The organism is Streptomyces sp. HNM0575 (assembly GCF_012726265.1).
Classification (GTDB): Bacteria; Actinomycetota; Actinomycetes; order Streptomycetales; family Streptomycetaceae; genus Streptomyces.
On the sequence record NZ_JAASAG010000001.1, the window covers coordinates 781,442 to 807,000 of the forward strand.

A 25,559-nucleotide genomic window follows, 5' to 3' on the forward strand; every position below is an offset into this window, starting at 1 on the left:
TGCGCCCGTCTCCGGCGCATCGGGTTCCGCCGCGTCCGGACCCGGGCAGGCAGATGTTCCGTCCGCGCCCCGGGCCCGTGCGCGTAACCGGGCCGCCGTGGGGCTCCTCGTCGTACGGCCCGGGGCGCTCACGACCGTCCAGGACCTGGGGCGTCCGGGGCACGCGCACCTCGGGGTGCCTCGCTCGGGCGCGCTGGACGAGCCCGCGCACCGGCTCGCCAACCGGCTGCTGGGCAACCCGGAGGACGCGGCGACGCTGGAGACGACGGTCGACGGCTGCGCGGTCCGAGTCGTCGCAGGCGCCGGGCACTTCACAACGGCGACCGGAGCGGGAACCGCGACCGGAGCCGCGACCGGAACAGGAGCCGCGACCGGAACAGGAACCGGAACGGGAACCGGAACCGCAGCCACACCCGGAGCGGGAACCGGAGCCGTGGCGCGAACCCGAGCGGCGAGCGGCGCCGTCGCCGAGGCCGTCGTCACCGGCGCCCACTGCGCGGTCACCGTGGACGGGCGGCCCGCACCGTGGGGCGTCCCCTTCGGGGTGCCGGACGGCGCCGTCGTGGAGGCCGGGCCCGCCGAGCGCGGGCTGCGCAGCTACCTCGGCTTCACCGGCGGCGTCGACGCGGGAGCGGTGCTCGGCAGCCGCGCCACGGACCTGCTCTCCGGGCTGGGGCCCGAACCGCTGTGCCAGGGCGCGCAGTTGGCGCTGGGCGCCCCGCCCGCGGCGGGCCCGCGCCCGCGAGGTGCCGTCCCCGACGTGGCGCCGTGGGCCGCGCCGCCCGGCGAGCTGCTGCTGCCCGTGGTGTACGGGCCGCGCGCCGACTGGTTCACCCGCAGGGCGCTGCGCACCCTCGTCACCGGCGACTACCGCGTCTCCTCCGCGAGCAACCGCATCGGACTGCGCCTCGAAGGGCCGGTGCTGGAACGGGAGCGGGACGGTGAACTGCCCAGCGAGGGCATCGCGTTGGGCGCCGTGCAGGTGCCGCCGGAGGGCCGCCCCGTCGTCTTCCTCGCCGACCACCCCGTCACCGGCGGCTATCCGGTGATCGGAGTCGTACCGCAGGAGGCACTGGCCGCCGCGGCCCAGGCCGTGCCGGGCACGCCCGTACGCTTCACGCCCGCTTCGGGGTAGAGCTTGCCGCGCGGGCGCCGCCGCCCTCGACGAGGGGCGCCATCCCGTCCAGCAGGGCTGTGAGGCCCAGTTCGAAGAGCGCGTCGAGCCGCAGGTCGTAGCCGCTCTCCTCGAAGACCGCCATCGCACGCGTGAAGGCGGGGAAGCGGCCCGAGGCGGCGATCGCGTCGAGCGCCGGTGCCTGGGTCTCGATCCACATCTCGTCCGAGCGGCCCGTACGGGCCTCCGCCTGCGCCTCGCGCTCCAGATGGACGGCGACGCCCTGCACATGGCTGTAGAGCAGCACGTTCAGGTCGAACATCGTCTTCGTGTCCAGGCCGTGCCCGTCGAGGGCGGCGAGCGTCCACTCCGAGTACGCCACGAGTCCGGGGCGCACCAACGGGCGTGTCACGGGGCCGAGTTGGGCCAGCCAGGGATGTGCGCGGTGCAGCTCCCAGAGCGAACGCGCACCGGCCTCCAGCCTGGCGCGCCAGCCGGGCGGTGCCCCGGCGGGCGGCGGGTGGTCCTCGTAGACGGTGCCCGCCATGAGCTGCACGAGGGCGTCCTTGCCGCTGACGTACCGGTACGGGGACATGGCGGCGACGCCGAGCCGTGCCGCGACACCGCGCATCGAGAGCGCCGCGAGCCCCTCGGCGTCGGCGACGGCGATGGCGGTGCGCGTGATCCGCTCCCGGGTCAACTCCTGCTCCGCGGCGCGGGGTTCGCGCGGGCGCCCGGCGGGAGTCCCGGGCGCGGAGGCGGTCCGGCGTGCGGGGACCGCGGGCGCGCCCGGAGCGCCGGACACGGCGGCCGGGGCTCCGGTGTGCGCGGCCCCGGTGTGCGTGGCCCCGGCGGCCGGGGCCTCGGCATTCGGCGCCGGTGCCACGACCGTGCCGACGCGCGGGCGCGCCTCGACGAGCCCTTGCTGCCGCAGCGCCGCCATCGCCTTGGTGGCCGTGGCCAGCGCGACCCTCCACTCCGCGGCGAGCTGCCGGGTCGGGGGAACCCGGTCGCCCGGGGCCAGTTCGCCGTCGGCGATGCGCTGCCGTATGCCGGCGACGATGCGCATGTACGGCGGGATCTCCTTCGCGGACACCGGGCTCTCCTTTCTTGCTGTACTAGCACAGGGGCCACCGGCGACGATCCGTACGGGGCCGCTCTCTGCACTAGTACACAGCGCCACAAGGCCTGTTGAACAGGGTTGAGCATATCCGGGTGTACGCCGTACATTCGCCCCGGCGTACAGCTGCGTACGCCGTATCAGGGGGGAGCGTTCCATGGAGACCGTACTCATCTCAGGCGCCGGTGTGGCCGGTGTCGCCCTGGCCGAGCGGCTGCACCGCCACGGTGCCGCGGTCACGGTCGTGGAACGTGCGCCGGGCCTCCGCCGAGGGGGCCACGCCATCGACGTGCGGGGCGTCGCGCTCGAAGTCCTGCGCCGCATCGGTGTGCTGGCGGAGGCCCGGCGGATGCGCACCCGGATGCGGGGCATGTCGATGCTCGACGGGGACGGCCGGGAGCTGTGGTCCTCCACGGAGACGGTCCTCAGCAGCGGTCCGCTCGACAACTCCGACATCGAGCTGCTGCGCGAGGACCTGGTGGGACTGCTGCACCGGCGCACGAGCGAGGACGTCGAGTACGTCTTCGGCGACCGGATCACCGCTCTCCGCCAGGACGCGGACGCCGTGCACGTCACCTTCGAGAGCGGCGAGCGGCGCAGCTTCGGCCTCGTCGTGGGCGCGGACGGGCTGCACTCCGGGCTGCGGCGGCTGGTCTTCGGCGCGGAGGAGGAGTTTCTCGCCCCGCTCGGAGCTCATGTCGCCGTCTACAGCGCGGAGAACTTCCTGGGCCTGGAGGACTGGCAGGTGTGGTGCCGCGAGGGAGACGCGACGTTCTGTCTCTATCCGGTGCGCGACAACACGGAGTTGCGGGTCACCGCGGGCTTCATGGCTCCTTCCGCACCGCAGCCCGTGGACCGCGTTCCGCGGGACGTCGCAGCCCAGAAGGCACTCGTCGCGCAGCGGACGGGGCATCTGCGCTGGGAGACCCCGGCGCTGCTGAAGGCCATGGACGAGGCGCCCGACTTCTACTTCGACGCAATGGCGCAGGTGCACATGGACAGTTGGAGCCGCGGCAGGGTCACCCTGATCGGCGACGCGGGCTACTGCCCCTCCCCGCTGTCCGGACAGGGCACCGGCCTGGCCCTCGTCGGGGCGCACGTGCTCGCCGAGGCGATCGCGGCGGCGGACGGCGACCACGAGCGGGCGTTCGCGGCGTACGAGGAGCGCATGCGCCCCTTCGCCGAGGTCAACCAGGCGATCGCCACGGTGCGGCCCGATGAGGGGGCCGAGGGCCCGGCCATGGACGAGGTCAAGAACGCCATCGAGCTGGACGGCTGAGGGCGGGTGGCGCGAATCACCTGCCTCGGCTGCTCGGTATAAGTGACTGGCCGGTAAATTCTTGGGTCGTGGGTTGGCGGTCCCGGCGGGTCCGTCTCCCGAACCCGTCCAGGAACAGCGCCGGTGTCTCCCCTCACGGTGGAAGCGCCGTGACGAAGCCGTGATGAAGGGGGCCGTGAGTGACCGCAGAGGCCGTACGGGACACCCCGGCGACGGAAGGCGGCGGACCGGCAGCGTCCGGCCCGTCCGCGCCCGCCGCCACCCTGCCCGGCACCTCCGCCCCCGCGGCGGCGTACGGCGGCGGCCACGGTGAGAGACCTCTGCGCATCGCGCTGCTGACGTACAAGGGCAATCCGTACTGCGGCGGGCAGGGCGTCTACGTACGGCATCTCTCGCGTGAACTCGCCCGGCTCGGCCACACCGTCGAGGTGATCGGCGCCCAGCCCTACCCGGTGCTCGACGAGGGCGTCACCCTCACCGAGCTGCCCAGCCTGGACCTGTACCGGCAGCCCGACCCGTTCCGCACGCCCAAGCGCGGCGAGTACCGGGACTGGACGGACATGCTGGAGGTGGCCACGATGTGGACCGGCGGCTTCCCCGAGCCGCTGACCTTCTCGCTGCGCGCACGGCGCCATCTGGCCGCCCGCCGGGGCGAGTTCGACGTCGTGCACGACAACCAGACGCTCGGCTACGGGCTGCTCGGCGACCTCGGCGCGCCCCTCGTCACCACCGTCCACCACCCCATCACCGTCGACCGGCAGCTCGACCTGGACGCCGCGAAGAACCGTCGCGCCCGCGCTTCGGTGCGCCGCTGGTACGGCTTCACGCGGATGCAGCGGCGCGTGGCGCGGCGGCTGCCGTCGGTGCTGACCGTCTCCGGCTCGTCCCGGCAGGAGATCACCGAGCATCTCGGGGTGCGGCCGGAGCGCATCCACGTCGTGCACATCGGCGCGGACACCGATCTCTTCTCGCCGGACGCGGCCGTACCGGAGGTGCCGGGCCGGATCGTGACCACGTCGAGCGCGGACGTGCCGCTGAAGGGCCTGGTGTATCTGGTGGAGGCGCTGGCGAAGGTGCGTACGGAGGTTCCCGAGGCGCACCTGGTGGTCGTCGGCAAGCGCCCCGAGAAGGGCCCGGTCGCCGACGCGCTCGCACGCCACGGGCTCGGCGCGGCGGTCGAGTTCGTCAAGGGCATCAGCGACGCCGAGCTGGCCGGACTGGTGCGCGGAGCGCAGGTCGCCTGCGTGCCGTCGCTGTACGAGGGCTTCTCGCTGCCCGCGGCCGAAGCCATGGCGACCGGCACGCCGCTGGTGGCCACGACGGCCGGTGCCATCCCCGAAGTCGCGGGCAGGGACGGCGAGACGTGCCTGGCCGTGCCGCCCGGCGACGCGGGTGCGCTGGCCGCGGCCCTCGGGCGGCTACTGGGCGACGCGGGGCTCCGCGCGCGTCTCGGTGCCGCCGGGCGGGAGCGCGTGCTGCGCAAGTTCACGTGGGAGCAGGCGGCCCGCGGGACGGTGGCGCACTACCGGGAGGCGATGGCCCAACACCAGGCGATGGCCCAACGCCCGCGTACGGCACGCGAGTCGAGGGCGGTGGGCGCCGGGGCGGGCACCGGCGCGGGCGCCGGGGCGGTGGGCGCCGGGGCCGCGCACATCGGACCAGACGCGGTACCGGGTCCGGTACCGGACGCCGTCACCGATGCCGCACCGGGCGTCGCACCGGAGGCCGTGCGGGACGCCGTGCCCGGCGCCGTACCGGATGCCGTACCGGACGCCGTGCGGGATGCCGTACCGGGCGTCGCGTCGGGCGCCGTGCGGGACGCCGTGCCCGGCGCCGTACCGGATGCCGTACCGGGCGGGGCGCAGGGGGCCGCGCCGGCCGGGGCGCAGGGCGCCGCCGGTTCCGCGGCGTTCGCCGTGCCGAACTGAGCCCCGCAGCGCCCCCGTTCGCCCCGCCCCGACCCCGTACCGCCCGCTCCCGCCCATCCCCTCCGTACCGTCCCGCTTGCCCCGCCCCCCACCTGTCGCCGACCCGCCGAAAGCAGAGGCAGACCCGTGCTGACCGTCGACTTCTCCCGCTTCCCGCTCGCACCGGGTGACCGCGTGCTCGATCTGGGCTGCGGCGCCGGCCGGCACGCCTTCGAGTGCTACCGGCGCGGAGCACGCGTCGTCGCGCTCGACCAGAACGCCGAGGAGATCCGCGAAGTCGCCAAGTGGTTCGCGGCGATGGCCGAGGAGGGCGAGGCACCGGCGGGGGCGACGGCCACGGCGATGGAGGGCGACGCGCTCGCCCTGCCCTTCCCGGACGACAGCTTCGACGTCGTGATCATCTCCGAGGTGATGGAGCACATCCACGACGACAAGGGCGTGCTCGCCGAGATGGTGCGGGTGCTGCGGCCCGGCGGCCGACTCGCGGTGACCGTGCCGCGCTACGGGCCGGAGAAGGTCTGCTGGGCGCTGAGCGACGCCTACCACGAGGTCGAGGGCGGCCACATCCGCATCTACCGCGGCGACGAACTGCTCGGCAGGATGCGCGAGGCCGGTCTGCGCCCCTACGGCACGCACCACGCGCACGGGCTGCACTCGCCGTACTGGTGGCTCAAGTGCGCCTTCGGCGTCGAGCGGGACGGCGACGACGCGGCCCTGCCCGTGCGCGCGTACCACCGGCTGCTGGTCTGGGACATCATGAAGAAGCCCCTCGCCACGCGCCTCGCCGAGAAGGCCCTCGACCCGCTCATCGGCAAGAGCTTCGTGGCGTACGCGACCAAGCCCCATCTGCCGGACGGGAGTTCACCGCACGCCGTGGCGGAGCCGGCGCGGGCGCAGGGCCAGGGGCAGGCGTGACGAGCCCGGAGCGCACCGAACGGCTCGTGCTGGACGGTGTGCTGACCGCCGCACAGGCCCGGCAGACCGTCGACGGGCTGCTGGCGATACAGCGTCCGGACGGTGCGATCCCGTGGTTCCGCGGCGGCCACCTCGATCCGTGGGACCACACCGAGGCCGCCATGGCGCTGGACGCCGCCGGTGAGCACGCCGCGGCCGAGGCCGCCTACCGGTGGCTCGCCGAGCACCAACTGCCCGACGGCTCCTGGTACTCCGCGTACGCCGACGGCGAGGTGCAGAAGCCGACGGACCTCGCGCGGGAGAGCAACTTCTGCGCGTACGTCGCCGTCGGCGCCTGGCACCACTTCCTCAGCACCCGCGACGAGGCGTTCCTCGAACGGATGTGGCCGGTGGTCTTCGCCGCCGTCGAGTACGTGCTCCGGCTCCAGTTGCCCGGCGGGCAGATCGGCTGGAAGCGCGAGGCCGACGGCACCGCGCTCGGCGAGGCGCTGCTGACCGGCTCCTCGTCCGTCCACCATGCGCTGCGCTGCGCCCTGGCCATCGCCGAGCACCGGCAACAGCCGCAGCCCGACTGGGAGTTGGCGCTCGGGCTGCTGGGCCACGCGGTGCGCCGGCACCCGGAGCGCTTCCTCGACAAGGGCCGCTACTCGATGGACTGGTACTACCCGGTGCTCGGCGGCGCCCTGTGCGGCGAGGAGGGCAGGGCACGCATCGACGAGGGCTGGGACCGCTTCGTGGTGGACGGGCTGGGCGTGCGGTGCGTGGTGCCCAACCCGTGGGTGACGGGCGGCGAGAGCGCCGAACTGGCCCTGGCGCTCTGGGTGTTGGGGGACCGGGAGGGCGCCCGGCGGATCCTTGAGTGGGTGCGGCACCTGCGCGACGGCGGCGGCCTGTACTGGACCGGCTACGTCTACGAGGACGACGCCGTCTGGCCGCAGGAGCTGACCAGCTGGACGGCGGGCTCCCTGCTCCTGGCGGTCGCGGCCCTCGGCGGCGACGAGGCGACCGTCCAGGTCTTCGGCGGCGAACGCCTGCCGCGGGGCCTGCCACCGGACTGCTGCTGACCCGCCGTCACGCGGGGCGGGCACACTCGCGGGCAGTCCCAACCGGTGGCTGGAGCCAACACCCATAGAACCTCCGCCGGTCCCGGAAACGGTTGGCTCCTATCACCGACCCGCACCGAAACGATGCCAGGGCCGGGGCAGACGGGGCGCCCGTCCGGGACCGGCGCTGACGCGCTACCGGACGCGGTCGACGCGTCCCTCCTCCCAGGAGGGCTCCGCCGTCTCGCACACCCTCCCGTCGGCACGGAAGACGACGTATCTGTCGAAGGAGCCGGTGAACCAGCGGTCATGAGTGACGGCGACGACCGTGCCGTGGAAGCCTTCGATCGCCTGTTGCAGGGCCTCGGCCGAGACGAGATCGAGGTTGTCGGTCGGCTCGTCGAGCAGTAGCAGGGTGACCCCGCCCAACTCCAGCAGCAGCACCTGGAACCGAGCCTGCTGCCCGCCGGAGAGCGTCTCGAAGCTCTGGTCGGCGGCGGCTCCCAGCTCGTAGCGGGAGAGCATGCCCACGGCCGTGCCGCGGTCGACTCCGTCCCGTCCCCCCTCACCGCGGCCCATGATCTCGACCAGCGACCTGCCATGCCACTCCGGGTGCTGATGGGTCTGCGCGAAAAGGCCGGGCACGACGCGGGCGCCCAGCCGCCAGGAACCGCTGTGCTCGACGGGCAGGCCGGCCAGCAGCCGCAGGAGATGGCTCTTGCCGGAGCCGTTGGAGCCGAGCACCGCGACCCGGTCGCCGAGGAAGACCTCCAGGTCGAAGGGCTTCATCAGGCCCGTCAGTTCGAGTTGTTCGCACACGGCGACCCGGGTGCCCGTACGGCCACCGACCAGCCGTGTGGTGACGCGCTGCTCCTGGGGGATCTCGGGCGGGCCACCCGCCTCCTCGTACTTGCGCAGCCTGGTCTGGGCGGCGCGGTACCGTGCGGCCATCGCCGGGCTGATCTTTGCCTGCTCGCCCAGCACCCGCACCATCTCCTTGAGCCTGGCGTGCTCCTCGTCCCAGCGGCGGTGCAGCTCCTCCAGCCGCTCCCGGCGTGCCTGGCGCGCCGCCTTCCAGCCCCGGAAAGAGCCGCCGTGCACCCACACACCGCGGCCCTCCAGCGTGACGACCTTCGTCGCGGCGTTGCCCAGGAGTTCACGGTCGTGGCTGATCAGCAGGATCGCCTTGGTGCTGGCGTGCAACTGTTCCTCCAGCCAGCGCTTCCCGGGGACGTCCAAGTAGTTGTCCGGCTCGTCCAGCACGAGGACCTGCTCGCGCCCGCGCAGCAGCGCCTCCAGGGCGAGCCTCTTCTGCTCGCCCCCGGAGAGGGTGTTGACGTCGCGGAAGCGCGCCCGCTCGAAGGGCACCCCGAGGGCGGCTGTGGTGACGACGTCCCACAGCACCTCCATCTCGTAGCCGCCGGCCTCGCCCCACCCGTTGAGGGCCTCGGCGTAACGCATCTGGGTCGCCTCGTCGTCGCGATCCATCAGCTCCAGCTCGAGCGCGTCCACGGCGGCCGCCGCCTTCGCGACGCGCTCGGGTGCGGCGGCGAGGAGCAGGTCGCGCACGGTCGACGAGTCCCTGATGGAGCCGATGAACTGCGGCATCACCGCCAGACCGCCCTGCACGTTGACCGTCCCGCTGCCAGCCGCGAGCTGCTGCCCCGCGATGCGGACGAGCGTCGTCTTGCCGGCGCCGTTCTGGCCGACCAGGGCCGCCACCTCTCCGGCGCTCACCGAGAAGTTGATGTCCTCGAACAGAGTCCGGCCGTCGGCCAGAGTGCACTCGACACCGTTGAATTCAAGGAACCCCATGCGCGCTGCTTCATCCCTCCGTAGGTGACCGGCCCAACCGACTCAGCCTACCGGAATGCGGATTGCCGAAGGCACCCTTTCCCTGTTCCGTGCGAATCGCGTACGACGGTTGCTCCGCGCACTCGCACCCGGGCCCGCAGGCGTGTGGAACGGGCCGAACGGAATTCAGTGATCCGGTTGTAGCGATGTCCGCGAATAAACCTCGGAGCGCCGCAGAACATGCCCGCTGGCTTCTTCGCGTGCCGGCCGGCACCCGCGTACGCCACGAATTGGAGCGCGGACGGGAGGATTCCACCACAGCAACCTGCGGATTCTCTACGGAATGGAATATTCCGATCAACCTCGGACGAGAGAAGAAGTCTGCCCCGCTTTCCATGGATGTATTGACAGCCCTCGCATCGACCCTATTACGTAGGCGCTACGAGGTCGATGGGGGGTGAATTCAATGAACGACGTCGAGATGGTTGTCGAGGCAGCCCCGGCCCTCGAGATGGATGAGGAGCTGGATTTCGAGCAGGTGACTCTGAATGAGCAGCTTGCTTTTGTGAACCGCTGCTGACTTCAGCGCCCAGGTCCACGGCGGGCTCCGCCCCGCCGCGGATCTGGGAAGTGCGACAGTCCCGGAAGCAACGCGAGTCAATGGGGGAGCGGGCGATGGGCACCGGTGCGACATTTGCTCTGGACGCCATGCCGCTCATCCGTGACCTGCATCTTCCGGTGGATTACAGCGCCCGGTTCATCGCCGAGGGCGTACTCCTGCCGCTGGTCTCAGCCGGAGACGCGGAGGGCGGCTCGGCGGAGGCGCTGACCTCTCACGAGGACGGCAGGCTGTGGCGCGTCCGGCTCGACGGCCGGCTCCGCTGGTCGGACGGGACGCCGCTGCGGGCCAAGGACGCCGTACGCGGCATCGGGCACGCCCTGCGACGCGGCTCCAACACGGCCCGCACTTTCATGGACCACTCGGGCGGCGCGCCGCCCGCCGCCGAGGTCGGTCCGCTGACGGTGGAGTACCGGTTCAGCAGACCGGTCGCCTTCGCACGGCAGCTGTTCTCCACTCCCGACTTCGCGCCGCTGCACCCGGACAGAAAGGGCGTGCTGGGCAATCCGGCTCTGGGCCCCTACTGCGTCCGCCGCTGGGAGAAGGAACGCATCGCGCTCGTCCGCAACCCGCACTGGAAGCGCGAGGAATCCGGCCCGGAGAAACTCGACTTCGTCCTGGTGCGCAGAGCGGAGGACGCAATTACCCGGTACCTGTCCGGCGAGCTGGACATGACCGCCACCACCGGCTTCGGCGTCCCCGAAGTGGCGCGCTGTACCGGCCGCAAGGACGCGGTCGGGCGTCCCATCTCGGTCTTCGCCTCGCTGGACTTCGGTGGGCGCGCTCCCGGATTCGTCGGACGGCCCGGCCTTCGCCGTGCGCTGTCCCGGCTCATCGACAGGGCCGCGCTGGAGCGCTGCACCCACGGCCTCCTCCTGCCCTGGTCGCCCGGCGCGCACGAGCGGCACGGCACGCCGGTGGCCGGGCATTCCGCTTTGCGGCGCGCCACCCACCATGGGCTGGAGATCGCCTACTCGGACTTCGCGCCGAACGCCGAGGCGGCGGAAGAACTGGCACGGCAGCTGCGCGACGCCCTCTGCGTCCCGGTCGACGCGGTCAGACTGAGCTACGACACCTATGTCCGGGCCTCCGCCGACCGCGACTTCTGCCTGCTGTACTCGCTGACCTCGCCCTTCTTCGACCATCCCGCCGGCACTCTGTCCTTCTGGCGCTCCACCGGCCGGGCCGCCCGCCAGAACGCCTTCGCCGACGCGGAGTTCGACCGGCTGCTGGACCTCGCCGAGGGCTGTGCGTACCCGGAGCAGGCTGCGGAGCGGTGGCGGGACGCGGAAGCCCGGTGGTGGTGGACGGTGCCCAAGATCCCGCTCGCCCAGGTCCGCGCCCAATATCTCCGCTCGCCACGCCTCGGCGGTCCTCCGCTCAGCGGCTCCGGCCTCCTGAGGTTCGAACGGCTCTTGGAGCCAGCCCCCTCATGACCGACGTCGGCCACCCCGCACCCGTCCACAGTCCACTATTCCGACGGAGACTCTCGTGCACCGAGTGACAAGTGCCCGGACCTGGCTGGCGTTCCCACCCCTGGTGGACACCAACTTCGGCAGTTTCTACCCTTCCACCGCCGTGCTCGCCGCCTATCTCGAAGCGGCCGGCATCGACACCGAACAGGCGGACCTCAACGAGGAGTTCGCCGTCTGGCTGCTGGAGCGTGCGCGTCACACCGGGGGCCGGCCCCCCGAGGTCGGCCCTGAGACGATGGCGGGCGCGGCCGCCCGCTGGCTTGCGCGCTCCCACGACAGCGTCTTCGACGGGCAGGGGCGCCACGACTTCGGAGCGGAGTCCCCGTACGGGTACCTCGTGCGCCTGCTCTCCGGTCCGTATCTGGTCGATCCGGACGAGAGCGCGCTGGGTCCCGTCGACCGCGGCCGTCCGGTCGTCGCCGCCTACGACGAGTTCTACGCGCAGGCCGGCCTTGCCTCCCGCATCCCGGAGGACACCTCGCTCATCGGCATCTCCGTGCCGATGGGACCGCAACTGCTGCCGGCCCTTCTGCTGGCAGAGCAGGTGAAGGCGCTGGGGTTGACGGCGCCGGTCGTGCTCGGCGGTCCGGCGCTGAGCCTGATGGACACCGACGACCTCGGGCGGCTGCTCCGGTCGCACCCCGCGGTCGACTGCGTCGTCCGCTTCGACGGGGAACGCCCACTGCTGGAGCTCGCCGAACAGGCCGTCGCCGACGCCTGGGACCCGGGCGGGGTCGCGGGTGTCAGCCACCTGTCCGCCGAGGGGCCCCGCCACAACGCTCCCGGAGCCGGCCCGAACCTCAACACCCTGCCCATGCCGCAGTACCCGAGGGAGGCCCTGTCACTGCTGGCCGCGCCCACCCTCGCGGTGACTCAGGCCCGCGGCTGCTACTGGGGCAAGTGCGATTACTGCGACTTCATCGAGCTGTACGACGGCAGTCCGCCCTTCCGAGGCCGGCACCCAGGCCCGTTCCTCGACGAACTGAGCGATCTGGTGGAGCGGTTCGGAAGCAGCCGGTTCACGTTCATCACCGAGTCCATCCCACCGGCGTTCGCCCGCCGGGTGTGCCAGGGGCTGTTGGACCGCGGACTGGACATCACCTGGAGCTCGTTCGCCATGGTGGACCGGCGGTTCGACCGCGAGCTGCTGGAACTGATGGCACGGTCGGGCTGCGAATTCTTGGTCGTCGGCATGGAGACGACCATCACCCGGGTGCTGGAACTGGTCCACAAGTCCGCGGACCGCGAGGAGAATCTGCGCTTCCTGCGCGACGCGCGGGACGTCGGTCTGCCGCTGATCGTCAACCTCATCCCCGACCTGCCCAGCACCACCTACGAGGAGGCGATCACCGCGCTCGACGACGTGGCCGAGTTCGCCGACTCGCTGCGGTCGGTCTCGGTGTTCCCCTTCGAGGCCACGCGCTCCTCCAACGTCGGCCGTTTCCCGGAGCGGTTCGGGCTGGAGGTGAGCGCTGTCGGGGGCTCCTCAGGGCAGGCCCAGTACGCCCTCAACCACCTGCAGAACACCGACCCGGCGATGACGCCCGGGCAGCGTGCCGAGATCCACCGCCGCTACCGGCAGTTCGCGGAATCCGTGAACAGCCGCGGCTACCGCGCCGCGCGCCCGCTCGGCGCGGAACCGGACGACGTGCTGCGCTTCGCCGTCGAGGAACTCGACTTGCTGGAGATCGACGGCGCACTGGTGTGCACCAACATGCGCACCCGCGAACGGGTGCGGGTTCCCGCGAAGGCGGCGGCCATCCTGCGCCCGTATGTGCGCGGTTCGGCCTTCACCCGGCGTCAGCTCGCGGCGCGGGCGGGCGAGAGCACCGCGGATAGGTTGTTCAGCAATCTCCTGGGTGCGGGAATGCTGGTCGAGGCGGCGACCGCGGGAGAGCACGATGTCCGCGTCTGACGAAGTGCGGCTGGTCGAGTCCGTCAGATGTGTGCAGCAGGGCGGCAGTGTGCTCCTCGTACGGGGACGCGAAGCGCTGCGCGTCTCCTCGCGCGCCGGATGGATCACCGACGCCGTCGGAGCGCTCCGCTGCGGTACCACCGCCGCGGCACTCGGCGCCCACGCCTCCCCGGACCGGGTCCGTGCGCTGCTCGGCAAGCTGGACGCCCTCGGCTGGCTGACCCGTGAGCCGGCCCACCGCGAGGCGGGAGTGCCCTGGGACCGGCAGGTGGGCTGGTTCACCGGCGTCACCCCGGACGGGCAGGCCGCCCAACAACGGCTGCGCACCAGCGAGGTGGGCATCCTCGGCGTCGGCGGCATCGGGGCCCCGGCCGCACAGCAGCTGGCCGCCGCCGGCGTACCCCGGCTGTGGCTGATCGACCACGACCGCGTGGCCGTGCACAACCTCAACCGCCAGTACCTCTTCGGTTCCGCCGATGTCGGCCGGCCGAAGACGGAGGCGGCTGCCGACGCGCTGCGCCGCCTCGTCCCCGAGGTGGACGTACGCAGCGTGGAACGCCGTGTGGAAACGGCTGCGGATCTGGCGGCGCTGCCCGCTTCGCTCGATCTGCTGCTGCTTGCCGCGGACCGGCCGCGGAACATCGGGGAGACCGCCTGGGAGTGGAGCAGCGCGACCGGCACCGCGCTGCTAGGCGGGGCGGTCGGACTGGACACCGGCTACTTCGGCCCGCTCCTGGACCCGGCCGCGGGGCACTGCCTGCCCTGTTTCGAGGTGCGCCGGTCCGCCGGATTCAGCTCCACCGAACGAGAGTTGGAAAGTCGGAGCGAGCCCACTCCCTATTCCTTCGGACCCACGAACGCGCTCATCGCCGCCTATGTCGCGCGGGACGCGCTGCTGTTCCTGGGCACCGGAAGGTGCGAGAGCCACGGGCGCCGGGTCGTGCTGGATGTCCTCGGCACCGGCGGGTCCGGCCGCAGCGAGACGGCCGGAACCGCTCGTTGCGACTGCGTCGGGCACCGGCCTGCCCAGGAGGCGGGCGCGGCGACGGCGACACCCGGCACCCCGCCGTCGACAGCCACGGCGCCCACGGTGACGACACACAGAACGGGACGGCACGCGTGATCATCCTCGGGATCTCCGCCTTGTACCACGATTCCGCCTGCGCCGTGCTGGTGGACGGGCACGTCGTATCGGCGGCTCAGGAGGAGCGCTTCTCGCGGCGCAGGTTCGACCAGGCCATGCCCACCCGGGCCGTACGGGCATGCCTGCGCGACGCGGGTGTGCGCATCAGCGACGTGGACCATGTCGCCTACTACGAACGGCCGGAGCGGAAGCTCGCCCGACAGCTGTGGATGGGCCTGCCCGCGTTGCCCGAGACCTCACCCGCAGCCCTCTTCCGGCTCGACGCCGACCGGCCCTTCCGGCAGATCGAGGAACTCCTCGGCTTCACCGGGCCGGTGACCGCCGTCGGGCATCACGAGGCGCATGCGGCCAGCGCGTTCTACCAGTCCGGCTTCCGCACCTCGGCGCTGTTCACCGCTGACGCGGTCGGCGAGTGGACGACGACGTCCTACGGCCGTGGCGGCCCGGACGGCGTCGAGCTGCTGGAGGAGGTGGCCTTCCCGCACTCCCTCGGGCTGTTCTACAGCGCGGTGACCTCCTATCTCGGGTTCGCCGTCAACAGCGACGAGTACAAGGTCATGGGTCTGGCCCCGTACGGCAGCCCCCGCTATGCCGAGCGGCTCGCGCGGCTCGTACAGGACGAGGACGGCGGCCAGTTCCGGCTGGACCTCGGCTACTTCGACTTCAGCGGACACGGGCCGATGTTCACCGACCGGCTGGCTGATCTGCTGGAGGGCCCGGCCCGCGACCCGGAATCGGAGATCACGCAGTTCCACACCGACGTCGCCGCCAGTCTGCAGGAGGTCCTGGAGGCGATTCTGCTCCGCAAACTGCGTCATCTGCACCGGGAGACAGGCGACTCCTGTCTGAGCTACGCCGGCGGGGTCGCCCTCAACTGCGTGGCGAACCGGCGCATCCGTGAGGAGGGGCCGTTCGAGCAGGTCTTCGTCCAGCCCGCAGCCGGCGACTCCGGTGGGGCGATCGGCGCGGCAGCGATGGTGCACCACTCCCTGACCGGTGAGTTCGAGCCCCGCCGGCTCACGGACGTCAAGCTGGGCCCGCGCGGCGACACCGGCCGGACGCGGGGCTGGCTGCGCCGGGCCGGGGTGCCGTACTCGGACTTCACCGGGGACGAGGCCGGGCTGCTCGACCGCACGGCGGCCCTGCTCGCCGACGGAGCCGTCGTCGGCTGGTACCAGGGCCGGATGGAGTTCGGCCCCCGCGCGCTGGGCGCCCGCTCGATCCTCGCCGACCCGCGCGACGCGCAGATGCGCGACCGGATCAACGCACTGGTCAAGAAGCGCGAGGCGTTCCGTCCTTTCGCCCCGGCGGTGGTGGAGGAGAGGTGCGAGGAGTTCTTCGAACTGGCCGAGCCCTCCCCCTTCATGCTCGACACCACGACGGTACGCCGGGGGGCGGACCTACCCGCCATCACTCACGTCGACGGCAGCGCCCGGGTGCAGACCGTCAACAGCGCCCAGGACGCCCGCTTCCACGGTCTGCTCAGCGCCTTCGGGAGGCGGACCGGATTCCCGATCCTGCTGAACACCAGCTTCAACATGCGGGGCGAGCCAATCGTCGCGGGACCGGTCGACGCGCTCGTCTGCTTCGTACGGTCCGATCTCGACGTGCTCGTCCTCGGCGACCACCTGGTGCTGCGCGAGGACATTCCGGGCCACTGGGCCGAGCGGCTGGAAGAGCTGCTCCCCTATCGCCGACCGCCCATCAGCCGCGACGTCTACTCATTCCTGTAGGAGCCTCATGGAGAATCTGCCGGATCCCCGCTTCATGGCGCGGGCGGACCGACTCGCCCGGCTCCTGTCCGACGAGCGTGGCGCCCGCATTCTCGCTGAGATGCAGAAGCTCGCCCTCGTAACCGCAAGAGCGCACACCGCTGGCGCCCCGACGTCCGTCGGGACTGGTTCCGGTTCTGATTTCGGGGCGGGCACGGGACCCGAGGACGCAGCGGTCGGCCCATGGACGGTGGTGGACACGGCTGAGGGCGCCGCGCTGCGGCGCCGGGAACTGCCCGCCGACGAGGCCCGCACCTGGGCGGACGTCGGCGACGTGCCCGCCAACGGTCGGTCCCGCCGCGTGGTGTTCCTCGGCGAATCCAGCGCCCGCGGCTTTCTGCTCGACCCGGTGTTCACTCCGGTCTCGGCGCTGAAGAGTCGGCTGGAGACGGCGGCGCCGGACGGCTTCCAGTGCATCGACCTGGCCCAGACGGGAGCGACACTCCAGCAGCTGGACGCGCTCGTCGTCCGGCTGCCCAGGCTTCGTCCGGATGCCGTCGTGCTGTACGCGGGGAACAACTGGGTGCTCTCCGACCACACCCCCGCGCACCTGGACCTGCTCGCCGCCGCCCTGCGGGACGGCGGCTACCCAGGCATGCGGGACTGCCTCCTGGAGCGGATCGTCGCTCCCGCGGCACGCCGCCTGTTCCGGCGACTGGCCGGGGCGGCGGGCACAGCCGGAGCGCGGGTCGTTGTCGTGATCCCCCAGTTCAATCTGAGCGGATGGGCGCCCGACCCGCAGCTGGAACTGCCTCCGCTCGCTCCGGCTCCGCTGGCCCGGTGGCGCCACCTGCGCGAGGAGGCCGAGAAGGCCCGCGACTCCGGGGACCCGCACACAGTCCTGCGCTGCGCCGAGGAGATGACCGTCCTGGACCGCGGCACCAGTCATGTCCCGGGGCACCTCTCCGGCGCGGCGGCCCAGGTCCTGGGCGATGCGGCGCGGGCCCGGCAGGGCTACGAGGCCGCCCGCGACGCGGCATGCGGCCTGCTGACGACCCACACCCCCCGCGTCACGTCCGCACTCCGGCGGCTGATGCGGGAGTGCGCCGCGGAACACGGCTTCGCCACGGTAGACCTCGACACCGTCCTACGGCGCCCGCCGGAGCCGGGGACCGGACGGGGGCACGTCAGGAGTGCCGAAGAGGGGGGTATGGCGCTGCCCGATCCCGGATACTTCCTGGACTACTGCCATCTCAGCGACCGGGGGATCGAGTTGCTGGCGGCCGCGGTGGCAGACGCCCTGCTGGACCTGCCGGCCGGCAGCACCTCCCCCGGCCCGGGGGTCTCCCCGCACGAACGCTCCGTCGCCGCGCTGCTGGCCGCGGTACACAACAGCTTCTACGCCCAGCCCCGGGAGCGGGTGGCCGAACTGGTACACATCGCCGCCGAGGGAGCACCCGGGGAGACCGCGGCGCTGCACGACGTCCTCGGCTCGAACGGGCCGGTCTGGGCACATCCCGCGGTCGAAGCCCTGACCGGGCTCCCGCACGCCGGCCGTTATCTCGCTCCGATGCTGACCCGGCAGGCACAGACGCTGGGCATGTGGTCGCTGCGCGAGGTTCTCGACAAGCTGTACGGCAGTCCGGCCGCCGACGACGCGGAGCCGGCCGACGGCCGGGACCTCCTGGCCGCTGCCGAACAGGGGCTCCTCGACGACTCCTTCCGGCCTCCCAACCACCGGCCCGAACGCAGTTATCTCCAGTGCTTCGCCCCGGCCACCACCCTCGGGTTCGCACTGGCCCGCCCCACCGCCGGCGTCCTGACCCTGGTCCACCGCACACCCGGAGCCACCGGGCCGGCCGCCGGGGTCACGCTGAACGGCCGTCACCTCGGCACGCCGCCCGCGCAGGACGGGAGTTGGCGGTGCGCGCAGCTCGAAGTACCCGAATCCGCAACCGTGCCCGGCGTGAACCGCCTTGTGATTCACTGGCCGGACGGTGGCGGGGACTGGCAGCGACGAGAGTCGGCCGACGCGGCAGCGCTAGCCAGGAACGAGTTCCCCGCGGTGCTGGCCGTACAAGGGGAGTTGTTCGAGGTCACGTTCGCCCCCGCCCTGGACGAGAGCCACTGCGACCGTGACGGGATGGACGATGCCGAGCCCCGCTGAGCCCGAACTCCCTCCGTCGCCTCCCGCGCACGGCCCAGATGCGTCCGGCGAACCCCCGGTGCCGTCCCGCACGGCTCGCCAGGACCTCGCTGCCACCGGCTTCTTCCGTCTCTGGACCGGCGAGTCCGCCTCGCTCATCGGCAGCCAGGTCACGCTGTTCGCGCTGCCGCTCGTCGCCGTACTCGTGCTGGACGCGAACGCCTGGGAGATGGGACTGCTCGGTGCGGCGGGCTCGCTGGCCGTGCTGCTGTTCGGGCCGTCCATCGGAGCGTGGGTCGACGGAATGGACCGCCGCACGGCCATGCAGGCGGCCAACGTCCTGCGGTGCGTGCTGCTGCTCTCGGTGCCGGCGGCGTATCTGCTCGACTCCCTGCACCTGTGGCTGCTGCTCCTGGTCACCTTCGCCGTCGGCGGGCTGTCGCTGCTCTTCGACACGGCGATGGCGGGCTACGTCCCCACGCTGGTGGGACGACGGCGCCTGGTCGGGGCCAACTCCTGGATGCAGAGCACCATCTCGGTCTCCGACACGGTCGGCCCGGGACTCGCGGGCGCCCTTGTGCAGGTGCTCGGGGCGCCGTTGGCGATTCTCGCGGACGCCTTCAGCTATCTCGTGAGCATGGTCGCACTCCGGCGGCTGCCGAAGGCGCCGCCCGGTGAGGGCGCTTCCGAGGAGCCGCACTTCCGCGCCATCGTCGCCGGTTTCACCCTCGTCCTCCGTGATCGCGTGCAGCGTCCCATGATGCTCGCCGCGACGCACTTCAACCTCTTCACCGCGATGTTCTTCGCGGTCTACATGCTCTATCTGGTCAAGGTGCTCGGGTTCAGTCCGCTGATGATCGGGCTCCTCAATGTGGCGGGCGGGGTGACCGGCCTGCTCGGGGCGTGGATCAGCAGCCGGGTCGCCGAACGCTTCGGCTACGGCGCGGTGTTGACCGTCGCGTACGCGGTCCCCGGCGCCGCCGCCGTCCTCGTGCCGGCCGCGCAGCTCTTCCGCGAACCGCTCTCGGCCGTCCTGGTGGGGGCGTCCACGGCGCTGTGGTCGTTCTCAGTGATCGTGAACCTGATTCTCAGCGAAACGATCAAGCAAGCGTTGGTCCCGTCGGCGATGCTGGGGCGGGTCACCTCGGTGATCCGGGTGGCCAGTTGGGGCGTAGAGCCGGTGGGCTCACTGCTGGGTGGTGCCATCGCCAGCACCGCGCTCGGGCTCCAGCACACGCTGGTCCTCGCGGCCGCCGGTGTCTTCACCTCGATGCTGTGGACGCTCTTCAGCCAGGTGCGATCGCTGCGCTCAATCCCGGCGGAGCCGGCCGACGACGAGACGGTCAAGACGCCGGATCGATCCGAGGAGCAATGCGGCCTCACCGAGAGGGCCACCGACCCCAACCGCTGACGAGTTCCCGTTGCAGCAGAGTTGGGCACCGGTGCCACGGCGGCCGCATTGCATACACCACCTCGGAGACAGTGAGTCCCAAACGTCCGTCAGTTACGGGCTAGTTGGCGCCCACGAAGTCCTTGGCCAGCTTGTCGCCCAGTTCGACCGTCTTCGCGTGGTCCTCGATCGCGTCCGTCTTGGAGTTCTTGAACGCGATGTAGGTGACGCCGGACTCCGCTCCGCCCGTGGCCGGGTCCGGGTCGATGCCGAGCGAGTCGGCGGTGGCGTAGGAGGCTTCGCCGATGATCTCCTCGGGGCCGGTGTCGCCGACGGCCGCGTACGTGACCTTGTCGCCGCTTATGACGGCGACGATGCCGCCGCCCTTGATGCCGGAGTCGGCGAAGTTCCAGATGTCGCTCTTGCTCGGCACGACGACGTAGGGCATCTTCTCGGCGTTCAGCGGCTGGTCGTCGGACGTGTGGAAGGCGGTGTCGTCCTGGTAGGCCGGGTCGGCGTCCTTGTTGCACTGCTCGGTCTCCACACCGTCGCAGTCGATGTCCATGTCCCCCTTCCAGAACACGGCGCTGTCGGTGTCGCAGACCGGGATCGAGGCCGAACCCTCCTCGTCCGTCTTGTACTTGCCGTTCGAGATCTGCTTGCAGTCCTTGACCTTGGCGAGCAGGTCGGCGGCGCTGACCGAACCTTCCCTGGTGTCCTTGGAGGTCACGCCGGCGTCGGCGCTGCCGGACCGGCCGGTCGCGGTGGTGCTGTCGCCCGGTGTCGCGACCGCCGAGGGGATCAGGAGCGCTGCCGCGAGGAAGACACCGGATCCGCCGGCGGCGGCAATGAGGCTCTTGCGCATGTGGGGGGCACACCCTTCTGGGGAGTTGAGGGAGTTGACGCATCTAGCCGTTCGACGAGTGAACCTAGTGACCCCGGCACGGCGGCTACAAGCGATTCGTTAGGAAAGTTTCCTGAGCTGGGCGGGAGCGGCTGCCCAAGGCCCGGCTCCCGACCGAGAGAGCCCTCCGGGAACGGCAACGGCCCCTCCCGCCGGAACGAACCGGTGGACCGGAACGAACCGATGGACCGGAAGGAACCGGGGGAGGGGCCGTGGCCGTACGGCAGGACGCGGAGGGCGGGCGGGACCGGCGGGCGGGACCGGCGGGCGGGAGCGGCCGTCGGGACCGGGCGGCGGCCCGCCCGGGCTCGTGCTCGGCCGGTGGCTCAGCCGCGCTGTATGCCGGAGGTGTCCTGGAGGACGCCGCGACGGCCGTCCTGGGTCTGCGCGATCAGCGCGCCACCGCGCTGCTCGACCGCCAAGTACCAGGTGCCGGGGGCCAGTTCGGCGACCGGCTGGGGAGTGCCGTCCTCGCCGAAGAGCGGCCGGGTGACCGGCACCGCGAACCAGAACGGCTGGAAGGCCGGGTCCGGGGCGCCCCCGCCTGCCGCCGGACCACCGGGCTGCTGTGCCTGCTGCGCCCCCGGCTGTCCGGGCATGCCCCCCTGCGCCGCGCCGGGCTGTCCCTGCTGCGGTGCGCCCGGCTGCCCCTGCTGCTGCCCGGGCTGCCCCGGCTGGGCACCGCCCGGATATCCGTAACCGCCTTGCGGCTGGCCGCCGTACGGACCGGGCTGCCCCGGCTGCGGCCCGCCCGGGTAACCGTATGCGCCCTGCTGCGGTGCGCCGTACGGCGTGGGCTTGGACGCGGGCAGCAGCGGCGCCTTCAGGGCGGCGACCGTCGTGCTCAGGGCGCCGACCGCGGCGAGCGCGAGCGAGAGCACGAGCGTCAGATAGGCGCCCGCGGCGAGTACCCACTTCTCATTCGGGTCGGCGGACGAACCGGGCTGCTCCAGCGCCGGGAAGACGGCGGCGACCACCGACCAGACGCCGGCCCAGCCCACGACCAGGCAGAGCACCAGACCCCACTGGTCCAGTGCGAGCCCCAGCAGCTTGCGGCCCTCCGGCAGCAGACGCGCGGCGAGGAAGAGACCGGCGGCGACGACGCCGAGCAGATGCACGGTCGGCAGCATCGGAAGCGTGGAGCGTGACCAGGCGGACACGGTGCAGGAATCGACGGGGCAGGCGCCGTCGTAGTCGAAGAACGGGAAGAAGGAGGCGATCAGCAGCAGCAGCGCCGCCCCGATCACCGCGCCATCGCCTCGTGTGAGCGAGCGGATGTTCACTTGGCGTCCTTAGTGGGTTTCATACGGTCTGTGGTCTCTGCCGGGGTAGCACCCCATCGTACGGATGGGTACAGGGACCGCCCAGGCGGGGCGACTTCAGTGCACGGTGGTGCGGCGGTGGCGCGGAGCGCCGCACGGAAGGTGCGCGGAGGTGCGCGGAGGTTGCGTCTTCAGCGTTCCTCGGTGAGGTAGTCCGAGATGCCCTCCACGACTCCGCGTGCCGCCCGGACCCGCCATCCGCGGTCGGTGAGGTCGGCGGCGTCCCGCGGATCGCGCATGTTGCCGCACTCAAGGAAGACCTTGGGCACGCGGCTGAGGTTGAGCCCGCCCAAGTCCGCGCGTGTGTCGGTGCCTTCGCCGTCACCCGCGTACGACGCGGGCTTCGAGCCGGTGAACCGGCGGAAGGAGTCCGCCAGTTGATGTCCCAGGGTGCGTGAGGGGCCCACGATGGGGCGGGTGTCGGCGACTCCCTCGTTCACGGACTCCGGCAGGATCACGTGGAATCCGCGGCGGCCTGCGGGCGCACCGTCGGCGTGCAGCGACACGACGGCGTCGGCGTCCGCCTGGTTGCCCGCACGCGCACGCGCGTCGACGCAAGGGCCCCACGGGCGCCGCCCGTTGTGGGTCAGCTCCACCGTCGCGCCCTTCGCGCGCAGCCCCGCCCGTACGCGGCGGGCCAGGTCGAGGGTGAACTCCGCCTCGGAGTACCCGGAGGCGGTGGCGGTGCCGGTGGTGTCGCACTCCTTGCGGCCTGTGCCGATGCTGACGCTGCGGTTGATCGCCGCGGCGTGCTTGCGGTTGTTGGGGTTGTGACCCGGGTCGATCACGACGGTCTTACCGGCCAGCGGCTTCCTGCCGGTTCCCGAACCGGCCTGTGCGCCGCCCCCGTTGCCACCGCCGCTACCGCCGCCCGAAGCGTCCGATCCGTCGCCGCCGCCCGGCTGAGAGTGGTCGGGCAGCGGCATCAGCGTCGGCGCGGAGCCGCCCGCCCCGCCGCCCGGCTGGTCGGCGGACTGCCACACGAGCCACGCCGCGAAGCACGTCGGAGCCAGCACCCCCAGCGCGATCAGCAGGCGCCTGCCCAACCTGCGGGACCGGCGCGGCCCCTCGGCCCGCGGAGACTCCGCATACTCCGGGGACCACCCGGCGCCCGGCTCTCGGCCGGTGCCGTCGCCTGGTCTTGGGCTGGACGGATCGGGTGGGGTCGGGCTTCCGTTTGACACGTCCAGGATGCTAGTCGTCCGATCAGAGCCCCGTGCCCGTACGTCGCAGAACCCGCAACGACCTCGTCACCGAAATCTCCCTGAACGCACCGGAATCCAGTGCCCGCCGGTAGACGCGGTACGGCGCCTGACCACCGTCGGCCGGGTCCGGGAAGACGTCGTGCACCACGAGCAGGCCCCCGTCCGTGAGATGCGGCACCCAGCCCTCGTAGTCGGCGGTGGCGTGCTCGTCGGTATGGCCTCCGTCGATGAAGACGAGACCCAGCGGGCTGCCCCACAGCGCGGCCGCACGCGGCGAGCGCCCGACGAGGGCGACGACGTGCTCCTCCAGGCCCGCCCCGTGCAGGGTGCGCCGGAAGACGGGGAGGGTGTCCATCAGCCCGGTGTGCGGGTCGACGACGTCCGGGTCGTGGTACTCCCAGCCCGGCTGCTGCTCCTCGCTGCCGCGGTGGTGGTCGACGGTGACGGCGGTGACGCCCGCGGCGCGCGCGGCGTCGGCGAGGAGAAGCGTGGAACGGCCGCAGTACGTGCCCACTTCGAGCAGCGGCAGCCCCAGGCGCGCGGCCTCCGACGCGGCGGCGTACAGGGCCAGGCCCTCGTCGGCGGGCATGAAGCCCTTCGCGGCCTCGAACGCGGCGAACGTCGCGGGGGTGGGATGCGGCTGCTCGTCGGGCGGGCTCATCGCGCTCCTTCGGGTCGTCGGGGGTTCGGTGCTGAGGGCGGGCGGCGGCGGGCCGGTGCGGCGGCCTGACCGGGCGGTTCACGCCGTTCATGCTGCCGTACGGCTTCCGGGCGGGTGCAGGCGGCGGCGCACGGCGGGTGCGGGCCGGGAGATGACGGAAGTCTGACGGTTGTGAGCAGTCGCTGGCGCCGCGAGTTCCGCGGTGCTCGAATCGCCTTGTGGACACAGCCGATTCAGCGCCCGCGACACCGGCACCGGCACCGGCACCGGACGTGACGTCTTCGACGCCCGCGCCGGACGCCCCGTCCGACGGCGAAGGCTCCCCCGTCGGCCGGCGCCTGGTGCTGGGCATGCTCGGACTGGGCGCCGCGGGGCTGGTCTCCGCCCCGTACGTTCAGCGCGGCACGGAGAGCGTGCTCGGTGCCGTATCCGGCAAGGACCCGACGGGCGTCACGGGACTGCTGCCCAACGGCGGCGGATTCCGCTACTACTCGGTCGCCCCCTCCGTACCGCACCGCGGGCCCCGCGACTACGGACTGGCCGTCGGCGGCCTCGTCGACCGCCCCGCCCACCACTCCCTGGCGGACCTGCGCGCGATGCCGCAACAGCGCATGGTGCGCGACGTGCAGTGCGTCACGGGCTGGCGGGTGCCCCACACGCCCTTCGAAGGGGTCCGCCTCTCCCACGTCCTCGAACTGGCAGGAGTACGGCCGGAGGCCACGGCCGTGCGCTTCACCTGCTTCGACGGGATCTACAGCGAGAGCTTGACGCTGAAGCAGGCGCTGAGGGACGACGTGCTGGTCGCGCTGCGCATGCAGGACAAGAACATCGGCCATGAACACGGCGGCCCCGTACGGCTGTACGTCGCGCCCATGTACTTCTACAAGTCCGCGAAGTGGCTCTCCGGCATCACGCTCACCCGCGAAGTGCAGCCCGGCTACTGGGAGGAGCGGGGCTACTCGGTCGACGGCTGGGTCGGCAGGTCGAACGGGCGGGACGATGCTCCGACAGCCGCCTGACCGGCAGGTGTCCCAGCGGCAGGTGTCCGAGGGGCAGGTGTCCGAGGGGCAGGTGTCCGAGGGGCAGGTGTCCGAGGGGCAGGTGTCCGAGGGGCGGGCGCCGTCCGCCGACGTGGTGCGCTTCGCGCGGTCCGTGCGCTGGTGCCACCGGGCCACGGCCGTGCTCATGGGGATGTGCGTGGCCACCGCGCTCTGTCTGTACGTACCGGGCTTCGCCCAACTCGCGGGACGCCGCGCCCTCATGGTGACCCTCCACGAGTGGTCGGGTCTGCTGCTGCCCGTGCCGGTGCTGCTCGGCCTGGGCTCACGCGCCCTCCGTGCCGATCTGCGCCGCCTCAACCGCTTCGGGCCGCACGACCGGCGCTGGCTGCGAAGGGCCCGGCGCGCCCGCCGCCCGTACCCGCCGCCCGGAGAGGACTGGGGCCGGGACGCGGGGAAGTTCAACGCCGGGCAGAAGGTCTTCGCCGCCTGGATCGCGGGCGCCGTGCTGGTGATGGCGGGCACCGGGCTGCTGATGTGGTTCACCGGGCTCACGCCGCTGGTGTGGCGTACGAGTGCGACGTTCGTGCACGACTGGCTCGCGCTGACCGTCGGCGTCGTGCTCGCCGCGCACCTCGCCATGGCGGGGGCACAGCCCGAGGCGCGCCGTGCGATGCGTACGGGGCGGGCGGGCCGCGCCTGGGCGCGCCGCGAACACGCGCTGTGGGAGCCGGAGTCGGAGCGCGAGCGGGCGGAGTCCGTGCGTCCGGAGTCCGTGCGGCCGGGGTCGGACTCGGGCCCGGGCCCGGGGCCTGCGCGGACGGGAGAGGCGGAAGGGCCAGGGGACGGACGAGGGGCGGGCGCGGGCCACTGAG

Annotated in this window: 18 protein-coding genes and 1 pseudogene; 13 read left to right on the forward strand and 6 right to left on the reverse strand. The window is 72.3% G+C overall.

Annotation, left to right across the window (positions count from 1 at the left end):
* Positions 1-97 precede the first annotated feature (97 nt).
* Entirely contained in the window at positions 98-1,135 is a 1,038-nt protein-coding gene (locus HCC61_RS03205) for a biotin-dependent carboxyltransferase family protein (protein ID WP_346776993.1), read from the forward strand.
* Here the strand turns inward: HCC61_RS03205 and HCC61_RS03210 are convergent.
* Complete coding sequence (locus HCC61_RS03210; protein WP_346776994.1) at positions 1,116-2,210, reverse strand: TetR/AcrR family transcriptional regulator C-terminal domain-containing protein; 1,095 nt, start codon at positions 2,208-2,210, stop codon at positions 1,116-1,118. The two genes, HCC61_RS03205 and HCC61_RS03210, sit on opposite strands and share 20 nt — an antisense overlap.
* Before the next feature lie 181 nt (positions 2,211-2,391).
* On the opposite strand from HCC61_RS03210, the gene HCC61_RS03215 reads away from it, so the two are divergent.
* The 4 genes from HCC61_RS03215 to HCC61_RS03230 all read left to right on the forward strand — a co-directional run bounded on the left by HCC61_RS03215 (position 2,392) and on the right by HCC61_RS03230 (position 7,420).
* Positions 2,392-3,513 carry an FAD-dependent monooxygenase gene (locus HCC61_RS03215; RefSeq protein WP_169133643.1) on the forward strand — a complete coding sequence of 374 codons (1,122 nt, stop codon included), beginning with the start codon at positions 2,392-2,394 and terminating at the stop codon, positions 3,511-3,513.
* Positions 3,514-3,776: 263 nt separating this feature from the next.
* Positions 3,777-5,441 carry a glycosyltransferase family 4 protein gene (locus HCC61_RS03220; protein ID WP_240968453.1) on the forward strand — a complete coding sequence of 555 codons (1,665 nt, stop codon included), beginning with the start codon at positions 3,777-3,779 and terminating at the stop codon, positions 5,439-5,441.
* Between the two features lie 126 nt (positions 5,442-5,567).
* Positions 5,568-6,356 carry a methyltransferase domain-containing protein gene (locus HCC61_RS03225; RefSeq protein WP_169133644.1) on the forward strand — a complete coding sequence of 263 codons (789 nt, stop codon included), beginning with the start codon at positions 5,568-5,570 and terminating at the stop codon, positions 6,354-6,356.
* Positions 6,353-7,420 (forward strand): prenyltransferase/squalene oxidase repeat-containing protein, encoded by a 1,068-nt coding sequence (locus tag HCC61_RS03230; RefSeq protein ID WP_169133645.1) that lies wholly within the window; start codon positions 6,353-6,355, stop codon positions 7,418-7,420. The genes HCC61_RS03225 and HCC61_RS03230 overlap by 4 nt, the downstream gene beginning before the upstream one ends.
* 174 nt (positions 7,421-7,594) lie before the next feature.
* On the opposite strand, the gene HCC61_RS03235 is transcribed toward HCC61_RS03230, so the two are convergent.
* The gene (locus HCC61_RS03235; RefSeq protein WP_169133646.1) at positions 7,595-9,214 is read right to left on the reverse strand and encodes an ATP-binding cassette domain-containing protein; all 1,620 of its coding nucleotides are present in this window, start codon (positions 9,212-9,214) and stop codon (positions 7,595-7,597) included.
* Between the two features lie 687 nt (positions 9,215-9,901).
* Between HCC61_RS03235 and HCC61_RS03240 the strand changes: the two genes are divergently transcribed.
* Genes HCC61_RS03240 through HCC61_RS03265 form a run of 6 tightly spaced genes read left to right on the forward strand, consistent with a single transcriptional unit; the run spans position 9,902 to position 19,615 of the window.
* The gene (locus HCC61_RS03240) at positions 9,902-11,248 is read left to right on the forward strand and encodes an ABC transporter substrate-binding protein (RefSeq protein WP_169133647.1); all 1,347 of its coding nucleotides are present in this window, start codon (positions 9,902-9,904) and stop codon (positions 11,246-11,248) included.
* Positions 11,249-11,303: 55 nt separating this feature from the next.
* Positions 11,304-13,202: a radical SAM protein gene (locus HCC61_RS03245; protein WP_169133648.1), complete on the forward strand. Its 1,899-nt coding sequence runs from the start codon at positions 11,304-11,306 to the stop codon at positions 13,200-13,202.
* Positions 13,189-14,325, forward strand: a complete 1,137-nt coding sequence (locus HCC61_RS03250) for a ThiF family adenylyltransferase (protein WP_169133649.1) — start codon at positions 13,189-13,191, stop codon at positions 14,323-14,325. The genes HCC61_RS03245 and HCC61_RS03250 overlap by 14 nt, the downstream gene beginning before the upstream one ends.
* The gene (locus HCC61_RS03255) at positions 14,322-16,079 is read left to right on the forward strand and encodes a carbamoyltransferase C-terminal domain-containing protein (protein ID WP_169133650.1); all 1,758 of its coding nucleotides are present in this window, start codon (positions 14,322-14,324) and stop codon (positions 16,077-16,079) included. The genes HCC61_RS03250 and HCC61_RS03255 overlap by 4 nt, the downstream gene beginning before the upstream one ends.
* A gap of 7 nt (positions 16,080-16,086) precedes the next feature.
* Complete coding sequence (locus HCC61_RS03260; RefSeq protein WP_169133651.1) at positions 16,087-18,225, forward strand: hypothetical protein; 2,139 nt, start codon at positions 16,087-16,089, stop codon at positions 18,223-18,225.
* Positions 18,209-19,615, forward strand: coding sequence for an MFS transporter (locus HCC61_RS03265; protein WP_169133652.1), 1,407 nt, complete (start codon positions 18,209-18,211; stop codon positions 19,613-19,615). Before HCC61_RS03260 ends, HCC61_RS03265 begins: the two co-directional genes overlap by 17 nt.
* Before the next feature lie 100 nt (positions 19,616-19,715).
* On the opposite strand, the gene HCC61_RS03270 is transcribed toward HCC61_RS03265, so the two are convergent.
* The 4 genes from HCC61_RS03270 to HCC61_RS03285 all read right to left on the reverse strand — a co-directional run bounded on the left by HCC61_RS03270 (position 19,716) and on the right by HCC61_RS03285 (position 23,686).
* Complete coding sequence (locus tag HCC61_RS03270) at positions 19,716-20,459, reverse strand: glycoside hydrolase family 75 protein (protein WP_169133653.1); 744 nt, start codon at positions 20,457-20,459, stop codon at positions 19,716-19,718.
* 365 nt (positions 20,460-20,824) lie between these two features.
* Positions 20,825-21,781 (reverse strand): hypothetical protein, encoded by a 957-nt coding sequence (locus HCC61_RS03275; protein ID WP_169133654.1) that lies wholly within the window; start codon positions 21,779-21,781, stop codon positions 20,825-20,827.
* Positions 21,782-21,951: 170 nt separating this feature from the next.
* A complete protein-coding gene (locus HCC61_RS03280) occupies positions 21,952-22,866 on the reverse strand; it encodes an N-acetylmuramoyl-L-alanine amidase (protein WP_240968361.1) in 915 nt (304 codons plus the stop codon).
* A 160-nt stretch (positions 22,867-23,026) separates the two neighbouring features.
* A complete protein-coding gene (locus HCC61_RS03285) occupies positions 23,027-23,686 on the reverse strand; it encodes a class I SAM-dependent methyltransferase (RefSeq protein WP_169133656.1) in 660 nt (219 codons plus the stop codon).
* A 350-nt stretch (positions 23,687-24,036) separates the two neighbouring features.
* Between HCC61_RS03285 and HCC61_RS03290 the strand changes: the two genes are divergently transcribed.
* Together HCC61_RS03290 and HCC61_RS30470 are read left to right on the forward strand one after the other, a co-directional pair.
* Positions 24,037-24,705 carry a molybdopterin-dependent oxidoreductase gene (locus HCC61_RS03290; RefSeq protein WP_206322081.1) on the forward strand — a complete coding sequence of 223 codons (669 nt, stop codon included), beginning with the start codon at positions 24,037-24,039 and terminating at the stop codon, positions 24,703-24,705.
* A 112-nt stretch (positions 24,706-24,817) separates the two neighbouring features.
* A pseudogene (locus tag HCC61_RS30470) lies at positions 24,818-25,417 on the forward strand (cytochrome b/b6 domain-containing protein); the annotation flags it as partial.
* Positions 25,418-25,559 lie beyond the last annotated feature (142 nt).